Origin of the sequence: Allofrancisella frigidaquae, assembly GCF_012222825.1 — a bacterium.
In the GTDB taxonomy this organism is placed as follows: Bacteria; Pseudomonadota; Gammaproteobacteria; order Francisellales; family Francisellaceae; genus Francisella; species Francisella frigidaquae.
On sequence record NZ_CP038017.1, the window covers coordinates 1213364 to 1227062 of the forward strand.

Consider the following 13699-nt stretch of genomic DNA (forward strand, 5'->3'; position numbering starts at 1 on the left):
AATTCACCTTTTATAAACCAAATTCCCAAAAACCTTATTAATAAAGCCTATTCTTTTAGCTATTAACTTCACAAGTGGATTAAATAAACCAACCAGATAGGTTTTTTTACCTAATATTTCTTGTCTATAATTTTTTATAAATTCAGAAGTACAAAAATACTTCTCATCTTGTGGCATAAATATTCCACTTTCATTATTTTCAACAATTTCCCTTAATTGTTTAGACAATTTATCAATATGCAACACACTTCGCTGATTTTTAATATCAGGGAATATAAAAGCGTACCTTGCAAGCTTAACCAACTTTGGATAATTTCCTTTTGAGCCTTCACCATATACCATTGGAGGTCTTACTATAACAATTCTAAAATTATCTGATGCTAATGTATTTAATTTAAGTTCTGCCTGAAGCTTGCTATCTCCATAAAAATCATCTGATTTAGGTTCAGTATCTTTTGTTATAATCTTTTGTTGACCTATCGGCGCACTATCACCATAAACTATAATACTACTTAAAAATACAAACTGTCGGACATCTTGGTCTTTAGCTTTCTTTGCTAGATCATAAGTTAGTTGGGTGTTTATTTTATAGTATTTTTCTTTTAGTTTAGGATCTTTTGAAGTATGCGCAATTCCAGCCACATGCAATATAGCATCATAACCACTCAAATCTATATCCGACAAAGAAACATCTCGCAATGATATTTTATCAATATTAAAATCATCCTTACAAAACTCAGAAAACGAGTTTCCAACGTAACTATTTATACCAGTGATTAGAATTTTCTTTTTCATTTTAAATATTTCTTATTATGTTTTTTCTATTATACTGAGGCATAATCAATCTCATAAGTCACATGTCATTAGAAAACAGTTTTGTAAAAGATAAAAACTCAATCTTACTAATTATTGAAACAGCAATATAATCAGCATGAGTTAATAACTTGATAAGCTCTTCATTTCCCTGCAAGAGCTGAATTATTGCATTAGTATCTAAAAAATATCTATTTCCATTCATCTCTTAACTTTCTTTGTTCACTCACAACATCACTTCTCCAAGATAATTTACCAGCAACATCAGAGAAATCACATTTCTTTTTTTCATCATTCTCATCAGGTGTTAAAATTATTACCTTAACGTGTTTTAAATTTAAAGAATCATAGAGACTGGGTATTGTTATTGAATTTTGTTTTACATCTGCTTCAAATTCAATTGCTCTCATGATTTACCTCACTTAGCTATTTAGGACTACATTAGAAATTATAACATAAACTACACATCGTTTAATAATGTTTAACTCATAGTTCATCTCTTATAATCGTTATATTCTGATCTTGTACTATAGGCTTATTTTTTATTTGTTTATCACCTAACATCATTATTTCAGGATAGATAAGTTTTCAACTCTATATTCTTTTGGTATCTCTTGCGTTATAGTTCCATTTGGCAATTGAAAATATATCTGACCATTTTTACTATATACATTTGCCACACCATTATCTAAACTTTTTCTTTGTGCAGCTTTTACTGTTTTTGAAGCTACTTTCAAAATATTTTTTGCTAATTCACTCATCATAAATCCCTTATAAATAGATTGAAATATTCATTATCTAATATTTCATCATCTTCAGCAATTAATTCATAATTGTCATCACCATTAAAAAATAACATCCAATTATCTGCACAGCTTTCAGCAAACTTATTGCCTACATAGCTATTTATACCAGTTATGAGGATTCTTTTTTTCATTTATTTACCACTCGCCAATACCCTGATTTAGTACTACCAACTCTTTTAAGCTTACCTTCTGTTTTTAGATTTGAAATATGCTGTTTAATAGCCTCACTACTCACTCCTACCAGCTTTGCTAATTCTTCTCGTGTCAGGTTTCCATTGCTTTGTAACTCTACTAAGATTCTTTCTTTTGTAGATATTTTCTTAGTTTCTTGGGTAGTTTCTTGGGTAGTTTCTTGGGTAGTTTCTTGGGTAGTTTTATAGAATGTAGTTACAACTGCTGTCCACTCATACTCAAACGTTGGTTTCGGCAAGCCATATTCTATACACTGATTGATTATACTTGTTGTTCCTCTTCCCCAGTTTTCTATAAACCCGCACTTATAAAACACTGTTGCCATAGCCGGGTTGAATGGTTTTGACTGGTGGGGTTTATCAAATTTTTCTATTGGCACCTCACTACTTAGTGTAGCACCGTTATACATCACTAACCTATCATCGTATACCTTTATCTGTAGATTTGAGGTGTTGGTATAATCCCTATGTATAAGTGCATTAATCACTGCTTCTCTTAGAGCTTCATAAGGGTATTCCAGTTTTTCTCTTCTATGCATTCCTTCATATGATATATAAGCTTTGAGATACTTTAATCTCAATACATCCATAATCTTATCGACCTGATCTATCAAGTTTCCCTCTATAATATCACTACTTTGAATGTCTGTTTCACTTAAGAATCTACCTACTTTAGAATGTGATTGTATGTAATATTTCTGTGGATCTTTTGCAAAAAGCAACACAGCTGCTCTTTTAAGATAGTCACCATCATATAAATTAAGTTTACGTAAAAGTTGCTCCAGATTTATTTCGTTTTGAATATCTGGCACTCTATCTTTAGCTAAGTATTTAAACTTTTGTATCGTATCTAAACTGATTTCATCAAGACCAAATCGCTCTTCAGCAATATCATCCCAAGTCTTACCACATTTTTTTAGCAAAAAATTAGTTAGATTTCCACCATTTAACTCTATCGTATTACTTCCACTTCTTTGATAAAATTTACCATTATAAGATGTTGGAGCATATGTTTTTTGTACTAGTATCTCAATATATTCTTTACTTTCTTTTTGTTTTAAAAGAACTGTTACAATACCACCTAATCGATTATTTATCTTATTTGGCAATATTTCTACAAGCCTTTTACTATCGTTGATACCTATTACGTCACCAAGATCATCAATACCAACATACAAAGTCCCACCATCGCTATTTGCAAAAGCACAAATGGTTTTTAGATATTCATCTTTCCATATTTGCTTAAACTCTGTAGTTTGAGATTCTTGTATATTCTTCATATTACTTCAAATCTTTATTATTCAAAGAACCTGTACCACCTTCTACTACACCTTTTTTTGTAAAAACAGAAAATACTGTCAAAAAAATACATTTTAAATCAAACCATGTACTTTTATTTTTGACATAATCTCCGTCAAGCTTGGCTTTAGCAGGTATCGGCAATTCATCACGACCATTTATTTGAGCCCAACCAGTAAGTCCCACAGGTACATCATTTGCCCCATATTTATCACGCTCAGCAATCAAGTCATCTTGATTCCACAACGCAGGACGCGGTCCCACGATACTCATTTCTCCCTTTAGTATATTTATAATTTGTGGTAATTCGTCTAATGAGGTCTTTCTTAAAAAACCTCCAACTTTGGTAATACATTTACTAGGATCTTGCAATAAGTGGGTCGGCATATCTTTTGGAGTATTAACATACATAGTTCTAAATTTATATATTTGAAAAAACTTTTTATTCTGACCTATTCTTTTTTGTTTAAAAAAAATTGGTCCTTTTGAGTCTAGTTTTATAAATAAAATAATAAATAAAAAAATAGGGCTTAAAATTATTAGTCCAACCAAAGATAGAGAAAAATCCAAAAACTTTTTAATGGTTTTATACATAATTAATGAACCTCACACAAAATCTCATAGCACCCAAGTATACCAGATTTTAAATTTTCTGGTATTCTATTCAAATCAAAAAGTAAAATCCTTTTTACTTTTTCCTGCTTGAGTCTCGTTTACATTTGCTTGAATTGATTACAGATGTGTTTTAATAAGAGGTAAAGCTATTGGGACTATGATAGAAGTAATACCAATACCAGCAATCCAATATAAAAATGTTTGCATCCTGTCTATTCTTTTATCGATTTGCTCAAAGCGGTGATTAATGCTAATTTTTGATTCACTAAATCTATCATTGACTTGTTCAAATTGTCTATCGATTTGTTCAAACCTTTTATCAACTTGCTCAAAGCTCTTATCAATTTGTTCAAACCTCTTATCAACTTGCTCAAAACGCTGGTTAATACTAGTTTTTAATTCGCTAAACTTAGTATCGACATCATTTCTTAATCTATCTATATCAACTCTTGTTTCAGCAACAACATCATGAGTAATCTTATGAGCCATAAGATTAATATACTCTTGCTGACTTAGACTAATGTTTTTATCATCGCTCATATTAAATTAACCCATGTGTTTGTTTTGTTATTTTATTTATTATATATTAGTATATAGTATATAAGCAAGCAAACCCTCTTAATAAATCCTTGTGTAGTTGATTACCCGGATAATCAACTATAGTATTGCATTATAATTAATTATTAAGTCTACGCTCAAACTCTGGCACAATTTTCTTCAATATTTCAACTTTATCAGAGCTCTCTTCCATTAATAAATTTATATCTGCCTTCAAAATATTAATATCATAAAAAGTTTTTCTTCCTATAAATATATCTTTATAGTCTGTTCGAACATCGTTCTCATCTATAAGTAATTCTTCATAGAGTTTTTCACCTGGTCTTAAACCTGTGATTTTAATTTCTATATCTTCCCTTCCAGCCAATTTTTTAAATTGCTTAGCAAGCTCTATTATTTTAACAGGTTTACCCATGTCTAAAACAAAAACTTCAGAATTTTCTGCTATAGCACCTGCTTGAAGCACAAGCTCACACGCTTCTGGTATTAGCATAAAGTATCTTGTAATTTCAGGATGTGTAACTGTTAGAGGCCCACCATTTCTAATTTGTCTCTCAAACTTTGGTATCACACTACCACTACTACCTAAAACATTTCCAAATCTAACTGCAGCAAGCTTAGTTTTTTTGGAGTCTACATTTTGTAAATACAACTCGCAAATACGCTTTGTAGCACCCATCACATTAGTAGGACGCACAGCTTTGTCAGTAGATACAAAAATAAACGCTTCAACCTCGTATTCTATAGCCAAATCTATAGCAATTTTAGTGCCTAGAATATTATTGTGTATTGCCTTACTGATATTTTCCTCAACTATTGGTACATGTTTATACGCTGCAGCATGAAATACTATTTGCGGCGAATGCTTTTCAAAAACTTTTTCTAGGTCTTTTTTATCACACACTGAACAAAGCACACTTTTAATATTAGCTGACTCACATTCTTCTGTAATTTTATATAGATTAAACTCACTATGATCTAATAAAATTAGTTGTTTTGCTTTATATTTTATACACTGCCTAACAATCTCAGAACCTATACTTCCACCGGCACCTGTAACCAAAATTGTTTTATTTTCTATAAAATTAGAAATACTTTGAGTATCTAAATTTTTAGAGTCTCGCGATAGCAGATCATAAACAGAAACTGGCTTTAATTGCGACATAAAGCTTTTATCTTGAAGTATATTTTCCAAAGATGGCATAATTTTAATTTGTTTAAAATCCTTATCTAAATCCTTGTAAATCTCTTTGATAACTTTATTTGCTGTACTTGGCAAAGCAATAACTAGTAAATCAAACTTATGAGAAAGTAACTTCTGTTTTAACTGCGCTCTGGATAAAACTTTTCTTCCATCTATACTACGCTTTTGTAAAGACTCTTTATCATCGACAAAGCATTTAACTTTATACTCTGTACCTGCAAATTCCTGCGCTATCTTTGTACCAGCACTACCAGCACCATATATAACAACGTTTTTAGTTTTTGCTATAAAACTTCTATTTGTAAGATACCAATAAGAATACACACTTATATTCGTTAATAATAAATAGAACAAAAACTCTGAAAATATCATAGCAAACGGTATTTTTTGATAAAAGAGCGCTGCTACAATTATAAAAACTGGTGTGTTGACAAAAATTTTCCGTAAAAATGTCTTTTGTGTAGATTTACTCCAACTAGCAATATAATCTCTAAATAACAATAAAGAAAATAAACACCTTAAACAAACCATAAACACAAAAAAGTAGAAAAAACATAAACCTATAGGTTTCTTAAAAATATAAAAAGTCCAACTTATAGTTATAAAGCTTAAAAATATTACCACCAAAAAATTGAGTAATCTCTTATCCCGTAAAATTAACATAAGACTAAAATATACAAAAAACGTAAAGTGGATTATAGCAACAAACTTAATATTTCTAAACTACAATCTAGAGATAAAATCTGCTATTTTCTTATAAGAAACTGACTCTATGGTTTTAACATCTTGTAGATACCAAGATATCCATAGCTCTTTTATCAAGAAAGATACTTTAGCCATACCATCAGAGATTGTATCGCATGGTTTACTAGATATTTTTTTTGTTAATTTATTCTCTAACTCATCCACTTCTATCTGGTAAGCTCTATCTCTTTGCAAATTTGATTTTGCTTTTTCTAATCTATTACCTAAAGCTTGGAGATAATACTTATATCTTTGTAAATAAATTAAAGGTGCAGATAAAAAATCTTCTGTGAATAATTTATCTAACTCTTTTTTTATATCTGCATATAGTTGAATAAAGTTTAGAGGTATTTTTTTAACATTAAGCTTCTTATCAAGCTGGTCCTTAACTTTAAATATTTCTAACACTAGTGACTCAACTTGAGCTTTATTAGCCTGAAAATTCTCTAAACCATATTTGTAAAACTCCTCAAAGTCTTGTTTCGTATAAGGTAATCCTATTCCTTCGTCATCCTGAACTCGTTTCAGGATTTCACTACTATTTTTATCATTACACTTAAAAGATTCCTGATCGTGGGCGGGAATAACAGTATTTTTGTTTTGATTATTAAAAAAACTTAAATCTATAGCTTTAGTGATTACCTTATCATTTGAATCTTTAAGCTTTATTGACATAGATAAACTAGCTAAATCATTACTTCTAACACCTTTTTCTAATTGGCTTTGTAGTTTTAACTTGACTAATCTAATCAAAGCTTTTTTCATAGAAGAATTTGCCTCTTGTTGAGTAGCTTTATAAGAAAGTCTAACTCCATCTTTAAATTCTTCTAAACAATTATAAACCCTAACATTTATGCCATACTCTTTAATTTGCTGCTGGTGGATTATACTATTAAAATCCCAATCATAATAGACCTTATCATCAGACTGTTTACTAATTTTATACTCAAAATCTTTAAACTTAAGTTTTAGTTTGTCAAGGTCTTTATCTATAGCCAAAACCTTACCTATTTCATCAACAACCTTTATATTTAAAATAAGATATTTGTCTAGTTCTTCATTTTCCCAAACGCCTTCATCTACAACAAAACCAACTATTCTAGTTATATGTTTTGCTATGACTGATTTTAGTGGCTTATATCTATCCTTCTCAAAATCGATAGACTCAAATATAGCCTGAGCATAAGTTGGCACAGGGACACAATTCTTACGGATATTTTTGGGTAAAGCTCTTAATAAAGCAACAATTTTGTCATATAAAAAACCATATACCCCCCACTCCAACACTACTGGGTTGACATCATTTAAAAAAATAAGCGGCACAGTAACGGTTGCACCATCTCTTTCATCTAAGGGATTAAAATGATACTCCAATGGCAAATGCATATCACCAATAGTTAGAAAATCAGGATATTTATGTTGTGTGATATCTTTAGTATCACGCTGCATCAAACTTTCTAAGTCAAAGACAAATTTTTGCTGCTCTTCTTTAGATATATTCTTAAGCCATTTATCAAAACTTACACCATCAAAAACGTTCTCAGGAATTATACAGTCGTAATGCTGGTACATTCCTTGTTCATCAACTAGAATATCTTTTCTACGTGACTTACTCTCAAGGTCTTCTATTTGGCTTATTAATTCAAGGTTTTTATTGTAAAAATATGCTTTACTTTCAAAATCACCATTAACTAAAGCTTCACGAATAAAAATTTCTCTAGCATGCTGTGAATTTATTCTTGAATATTGTACTGATCTTTTAGAAACTATCTCCAATCCATAAAGTGTTACCCTTTCATTAACAATTACAGATCTACGTTTTTTGCTCCAAACTGGTTCATCATAATGTTTTTTAATCAAATGTTTAGCTAAATCCTCTAACCATTCTGGTTCAATGCTTGCGACATTTTTTGCATATGTTTTTGTAGTTTCAACGATTTCTGAGCTTAAAATCCATTTTGGCTTTTTCTTAAATTGTGACGACCCTGGAAATATAAAAAACTTTAACCCCCTTGCTCCTAAATACTCTGCTCCTTCGTGAATTTTGCCAATATTACTTAAAAAACCACTAGCTATAGCTTTGTGTAGGTTTTCATACTTAACCACAGCACTATTGTCATCCTGAACTTGTTTCAGGATCTCATTATTCTGACTACCATCCCCATGCTCAGAAGATTCCGAATCAAGTCCTGAATCATAAATATTTTGTTTTAGAATATCGGAATTATTAAGCTTCCACTTAAAACCATGTATAACTTCAACAATTTGCCTATAAATATCACTCCACTCATTAAAGCTAACTGGAGATATAAAGTTTTTTCTAAAATATTCTTTTTTCTCTTTATTGGATAATCCTTTAAGCTCTAAATTAAGCCTATTCGCTAAATTTAAAATAGCTATAAAATCTGAAGATTTATCTTTATCAATATTATGTTTTTCATCTGCTTTTTGCTGAAAATTTAGCGGTCTTTCTCTAGGGTCTTGGACACTTAAAAAACTCGCTATTGATATAACTTCTTTTAAACAATTTTGCCTATGACCTTCTATTACTATTTTAGCCAATTTAGGGTCTAAAGGCATAATAGCCATTTTTAGGCCATCGGCTGTGATTTTAGGGTTTGAAAATTTATGTTCAGAAATAGCTTGTAGTTCAAATAATAGTTTAAATCCATCTTTTACAAATCTAGAATCTGGAGGATCAATAAATGGAAAGTCTTGAATATTACCTAATTTCAAAAATAACATCTGTAAAATAACAGAAGCTAAATTTGTGCGTAAAATCTCAGGGTCTGTAAACTCTTTTCTAGATAAAAAATCATCCTCACTATAAAGCCTAATACATATACCCGCTGATAATCTACCACAACGACCTGCTCTTTGATTTGCACTAGCTTGGGAGATTTTTTCTATCGGTAAACGTTGCACCTTGGTACGATAGCTATATCTACTGACCCTAGCTAAACCAGAGTCTATTACGTATTTTATTCTTGGTACCGTTAGAGATGTTTCAGCCACATTTGTCGCTAAAATGATTCTGCGCACAGAACCTTCTGGATTAAAGATCTTATTTTGCTCTTTATTCGATAATCTAGAAAATAAAGGTAACACCTCTGTGAATCTAAGATTTTGTTTATTTAAATATGCTAAAGTTTCATGAATATCTCTTTCTGTTGGTAAAAATACTAAAATATCACTTTGACCTAGCTCATCTATTGCGTACAAAATTTTTTCTTGTAAAGAAAGATCTTCAAAAGCTTCATCATCTTGATAACGTATTTCTACAGGATACGTTCTGCCACTAACAGTAATGTCTTTAGCTTTTGGAAAATAGTTAATAAACTTTTGGTGATCTATAGTTGCTGAAGTAATAATAACTTTCAGATCAGGTCTAAATGGTAGAATTTTTTTTATGCATCCCAGCAAGAAATCAATATTTAGACTTCTCTCATGTGCCTCATCAATTATAATTACCTCATATTGAGAAAGGTATTTGTCATTTTTAATTTCAGCTAAAAGTACCCCATCAGTCATTACTTTTATTAAGGTATTTTCATCAGTGTGATCTGAAAAACGAATCTTATAAGAGACTTTTGATTGATCGCCTATCTCTGTGGCAACTCTTGCAGCAATTGATCTAGCAGCTAACCTTCTTGGTTGAGTATGACCAATTAACCCTCTTTTACCTAAACCTAAGTCCAAACATATTTTAGGCAACTGCGTTGACTTACCAGAACCAGTCTCCCCAGCTACTACGATTACCTGGTTTTCTTGGATCATTTTCTTTATATCAGTAACTTTTTCAGCTACAGGAAGATCTGGGTAAGTTATTTTAGGTAGGTTTTTTTGTTGAGTTGCTAGGACTAATGCTTCTAACTCCTCTAATAATGTTTCTTTATTTACTTGTTTATTTCTAAAAGCAGCAATATATTTGCCTCGTAGTATTGTAGGTAACTGATTTATTAGATTATAAAATTGACTATCAGACATGAAATTACTTAAGTTAGAATATGGAAATTTTAATTTTAGCTTATGGTTTCAGAATTTCTGTACTCAATAATAGCTCTTTTGATTATAACTTTTACAAATACTCCAAATAATCCCAAAAATATTGATAATAACACCCCTAAAACTAATATTTGAAGCTTTGAAAACTTAGAGTTTTTCTCATAATCAATATCGCCAAATTTAGTTACCTCTGGTTGAAGACTGTCAAGTTGCAACTTTAAAGCTTTTTGTGAGTCTACTAGTGAAAAAATTTGTTTTTGGTAACCTTCAATACGGTTAACATAACTGGATAATAAGGTTTGCCCATCAATACCAGATAATCTTTTTTGCGAAGACAGTTCTTTTAAGTAATCTTGATTCTGTTTAATAAGCTCACCATAACGAGTGATATACTCATTATTAGCTTCTATATTCTTTTGAGTATTATCTCTCCAAACCTGAACCTGTCTTTTCACTGCAACAGATTCAGAAAAATCTTTCATAAGCAAATTGTATAAACGCTCTACTTCTTCTTTAGAATCAAGTGGTGCACTCACAATCAAAGAAAATAAATTTATTTTTGTATCACCCTTTTCATAATTCTCATTACTGTTTTTACTTGCTACCGAGATTTCAATATTATTTAAAAGCTTATTATTAGGATCAGTATGTTGTATACTTGCAAGAATATTATTTAATATAATATCCAATCTAACTCCATCTAATATTCTAACTTCACCTTGCTCACTCAAGTAAAATGGTGGCTGTATTATTTGTTCATAATCGTATTTAGGTTTATAAATTAAAACACAAAGAACTGATAATATAACTCCTAACAAAAACACTAATAAAAAAGTTTTAACATTTTTAAATATCGCGATTATAATTTTAGTTAGACTAATTTCTATATATTCATCTTTTTTAACTTCTGACATTTTCACTCCTATATTTTGGTCAAAATATTATTGAAAGTTTTACTTGGTCTCATCACACTACCAAGCTTACTAGCTTCTGGTAAATAATACCCACCTATATCAGCTTTTTTACCTTGAACACTAGCCAATTCCTTAACAATTTTTTCTTCATTAGCTTTTAGTTCTTTATAAATCGATTCAAATTTAGTTTTTAACTCTTGGTCACCATTCTGCTGAGCTAGTGCCTTTACCCAATAAAAAGCTAAATAAAAATGGCTACCCCTAGTATCAAGCTCACCAACCTTGCGATGAGGTGATTTATCATTGTCTAAGAAATCTTTATTTGCCTGATCTAAACCTTCAGCAAGAACTTTAATTTTAGAATTTCTAGTCTTAATTGCTAGATCTTCTAAAGAAGCCCCTAATGCTAAAAACTCTCCTAAAGAATCCCATCTTAGATGGTTTTCATTAATTAGCTGCTCGACATGTTTAGGAGCTGAGCCACCCGCACCAGTTTCAAATAGCCCACCACCAGCAAGAAGTGGCACAATAGAAAGCATCTTAGCACTTGTACCAAGCTCTAGAATAGGAAAAAGATCCGTCAAATAATCTCTTAAAACGTTACCTGTAACAGAAATAGTATCTTTACCCTCTTTCATCCTCTTTAAAGAGTATTTTGTAGCTTCAACTGGTGAAAGTATTTCAATATTAAGACCTGTTGTATCATGTAAAGTTAGGTACTCATGCACTTTAGCGATAAGATTTCTATCATGAGCTCTCTTAGAGTCTAACCAGAAAATAGCAGGATTTTGTGTAATTTTAGCTCGATTAACAGCTAGTTTAACCCAATCTTTAACTGCTATATCTTTAGTTTGGCAAGCTCGCCAAATATCACCTTTTTCAACGTTATGCTCAAATATAATATTATCTTCAGCATCTATCACTAACACTTTACCATCAGCTTGTATTTCAAATGTTTTATCATGAGAACCGTACTCTTCAGCCTTTTTAGCCATTAAACCCACGTTTGAAACATCACCCATTGTGGCAACATCAAAAGCGCCATTTTCTTTACAAAAATCTATAGTTGCAGCGTATACACCAGCATAACACCTATCAGGAATCATAGCTTTCATATCTTGAAGCTCACCATTTTTATTCCACATCTTGCCAGATGAACGGATAGCTGCTGGCATTGAAGCATCAATAATTACATCACTTGGAACATTTAAGTTTGTAATACCTTTGTCTGAATTAACCATAGCAATATCAGGCTGCTTAGCAAAGACTCTTGCTATATCAGTATTTATTTTATCTTGAAGTTCTTGAGGAAGTTGTTTTATTTTCTCAACTGCATCGCCCCAGCCATTACGTGGATTTACACCTAATTCTTTAAACTCCTTTGCATATTTTTTAAACACATCTTCAAAGAAAATCTCTACTGCATGCCCAAATAATATTGGGTCAGAAATCTTCATCATAGTTGCTTTTAAATGTAAAGAAAGTAATGTGCCTTCTTTTTTAGCGTTTTGTATTTCTTGTTTATAAAATTCTCTCAAAGCTTTTACAGAAATTTTAGTTGCATCAATGATTTCTTTTTCTTCTAATTTTAAGTTTGATTTTAATGTGGTTTCTTTACCTTTGTTGTCAACATGAACAATTTTCACAGTTGTTGCTTTTGGTACTATGTAAGATTTTTCATTAGCATAAAAATCATTATCCGCCATACTTGCAACATGAGATTTAGAATCTTTTGTCCACTGGCCCATAGAATGTGGGTGCTTTTGGGCATAAACTTTGACAGCTGCAGCTACACGACGGTCAGAATTACCTTCTCTTAGAACTGGATTTACAGCACTTCCTAAAACTTTTGAGTAGCGACTTTTAATCTCTTGCTCTTTTTCATTTTTAGGCTCAAACGGGTAATCAGGAATATTATACCCTTTTATTTGCAGCTCTTTTATAGCTGCTGTTAGCTGTGGTACAGAAGCACTTATATTAGGTAATTTTATAATATTAACGTCTGGTGTTTTTGCTAGCTCACCTAAAATAGCAAGGTCATCTGAACATTTTTGCTCGTCTGTCAGATAATCATTAAAATTAGCAAGTATGCGCGCTGCTAATGATATATCTTTTGTCTCTAAAGCAATATCTGCTAATTTAGTAAAACTTTGAACGATTGGTAAAAAAGAACCTGTGGCTAATGCTGGTGCCTCATCAGTTATTGTGTAAAATATCTTATGCATAAGAAATCTCCATAAATAGGTAAATTTAACTTTTAAAATACTAGCATAAAACTAGTAAGTATTTAATATTTCAGCAATCTTATCCTCTGATCTTGCTACAACGGCAAAATCTTTATGCTCAATAATTGGTCTTTCCAAAGTTCCTCTTTCGTACGGATAATATCTCTTATAGAAAGTTTAAGTTTTTTAAGTAAACATTTTAGTTCCTCTACTGACAACGGATTATCCAAATATAAGTGTACATTGTAGTTTACATTTTGTTGATCTAAAATTTGCTTAGCTTGGCGTGATTTTGAACATTTCGGGTTATGATAAATTTTCATAG

Annotated in this window: 11 protein-coding genes and 1 pseudogene; all 12 read right to left on the reverse strand. The window is 31.0% G+C overall.

Features of this window, described 5'->3' with window-relative positions; genetic code table 11:
* Positions 1–3: 3 nt before the first annotated feature.
* The gene (locus E3E15_RS05715) at positions 4–795 is read right to left on the reverse strand and encodes an NAD-dependent epimerase/dehydratase family protein (RefSeq protein ID WP_172106931.1); all 792 of its coding nucleotides are present in this window, start codon (positions 793–795) and stop codon (positions 4–6) included.
* Positions 796–1004: 209 nt separating this feature from the next.
* A complete protein-coding gene (locus E3E15_RS05720) occupies positions 1005–1223 on the reverse strand; it encodes a hypothetical protein (RefSeq protein WP_172106932.1) in 219 nt (72 codons plus the stop codon).
* A 156-nt stretch (positions 1224–1379) separates the two neighbouring features.
* The gene (locus tag E3E15_RS05725) at positions 1380–1577 is read right to left on the reverse strand and encodes a hypothetical protein (protein WP_172106933.1); all 198 of its coding nucleotides are present in this window, start codon (positions 1575–1577) and stop codon (positions 1380–1382) included.
* Entirely contained in the window at positions 1574–1750 is a 177-nt protein-coding gene (locus E3E15_RS05730; protein WP_172106934.1) for a hypothetical protein, read from the reverse strand. Before E3E15_RS05730 ends, E3E15_RS05725 begins: the two co-directional genes overlap by 4 nt.
* On the reverse strand, positions 1747–3090 hold the full coding sequence (locus E3E15_RS05735; protein ID WP_245313653.1) for an RNA-binding domain-containing protein: 1344 nt from the start codon (positions 3088–3090) through the stop codon (positions 1747–1749). The genes E3E15_RS05730 and E3E15_RS05735 overlap by 4 nt, the downstream gene beginning before the upstream one ends.
* 1 nt (position 3091) lies before the next feature.
* Entirely contained in the window at positions 3092–3703 is a 612-nt protein-coding gene (locus E3E15_RS05740) for a sugar transferase (RefSeq protein ID WP_209451676.1), read from the reverse strand.
* Between the two features lie 138 nt (positions 3704–3841).
* Positions 3842–4264, reverse strand: coding sequence for a DUF16 domain-containing protein (locus E3E15_RS05745; RefSeq protein WP_172106935.1), 423 nt, complete (start codon positions 4262–4264; stop codon positions 3842–3844).
* A gap of 136 nt (positions 4265–4400) precedes the next feature.
* Positions 4401–6149, reverse strand: a complete 1749-nt coding sequence (locus tag E3E15_RS05750; protein ID WP_172106936.1) for a polysaccharide biosynthesis protein — start codon at positions 6147–6149, stop codon at positions 4401–4403.
* 60 nt (positions 6150–6209) lie between these two features.
* Positions 6210–10217, reverse strand: a complete 4008-nt coding sequence (gene hrpA, locus E3E15_RS05755) for an ATP-dependent RNA helicase HrpA (RefSeq protein ID WP_172106937.1) — start codon at positions 10215–10217, stop codon at positions 6210–6212.
* Between the two features lie 35 nt (positions 10218–10252).
* Positions 10253–11149: a Wzz/FepE/Etk N-terminal domain-containing protein gene (locus tag E3E15_RS05760; RefSeq protein WP_172106938.1), complete on the reverse strand. Its 897-nt coding sequence runs from the start codon at positions 11147–11149 to the stop codon at positions 10253–10255.
* A gap of 8 nt (positions 11150–11157) precedes the next feature.
* A complete protein-coding gene (locus tag E3E15_RS05765) occupies positions 11158–13374 on the reverse strand; it encodes an NADP-dependent isocitrate dehydrogenase (RefSeq protein ID WP_172106939.1) in 2217 nt (738 codons plus the stop codon).
* 51 nt (positions 13375–13425) lie between these two features.
* Positions 13426–13697, reverse strand: a pseudogene (locus E3E15_RS07920) (ArsC/Spx/MgsR family protein).
* Between the last annotated feature and the right edge of the window lie 2 nt (positions 13698–13699).

Coding starts and splice junctions, on each gene's coding strand:
- hrpA (WP_172106937.1), bottom strand. CDS start 10,217: ATGTCTGATAGTCAATTTTATAATCTAATAAATCAGTTACCTACAATA.
- E3E15_RS05750 (WP_172106936.1), bottom strand. CDS start 6,149: ATGTTAATTTTACGGGATAAGAGATTACTCAATTTTTTGGTGGTAATA.
- E3E15_RS05760 (WP_172106938.1), bottom strand. CDS start 11,149: ATGTCAGAAGTTAAAAAAGATGAATATATAGAAATTAGTCTAACTAAA.
- E3E15_RS05720 (WP_172106932.1), bottom strand. CDS start 1,223: ATGAGAGCAATTGAATTTGAAGCAGATGTAAAACAAAATTCAATAACA.
- E3E15_RS05740 (WP_209451676.1), bottom strand. CDS start 3,703: ATGTATAAAACCATTAAAAAGTTTTTGGATTTTTCTCTATCTTTGGTT.
- E3E15_RS05730 (WP_172106934.1), bottom strand. CDS start 1,750: ATGAAAAAAAGAATCCTCATAACTGGTATAAATAGCTATGTAGGCAAT.
- E3E15_RS05715 (WP_172106931.1), bottom strand. CDS start 795: ATGAAAAAGAAAATTCTAATCACTGGTATAAATAGTTACGTTGGAAAC.
- E3E15_RS05765 (WP_172106939.1), bottom strand. CDS start 13,374: ATGCATAAGATATTTTACACAATAACTGATGAGGCACCAGCATTAGCC.
- E3E15_RS05735 (WP_245313653.1), bottom strand. CDS start 3,090: ATGAAGAATATACAAGAATCTCAAACTACAGAGTTTAAGCAAATATGG.
- E3E15_RS05725 (WP_172106933.1), bottom strand. CDS start 1,577: ATGATGAGTGAATTAGCAAAAAATATTTTGAAAGTAGCTTCAAAAACA.
- E3E15_RS05745 (WP_172106935.1), bottom strand. CDS start 4,264: ATGAGCGATGATAAAAACATTAGTCTAAGTCAGCAAGAGTATATTAAT.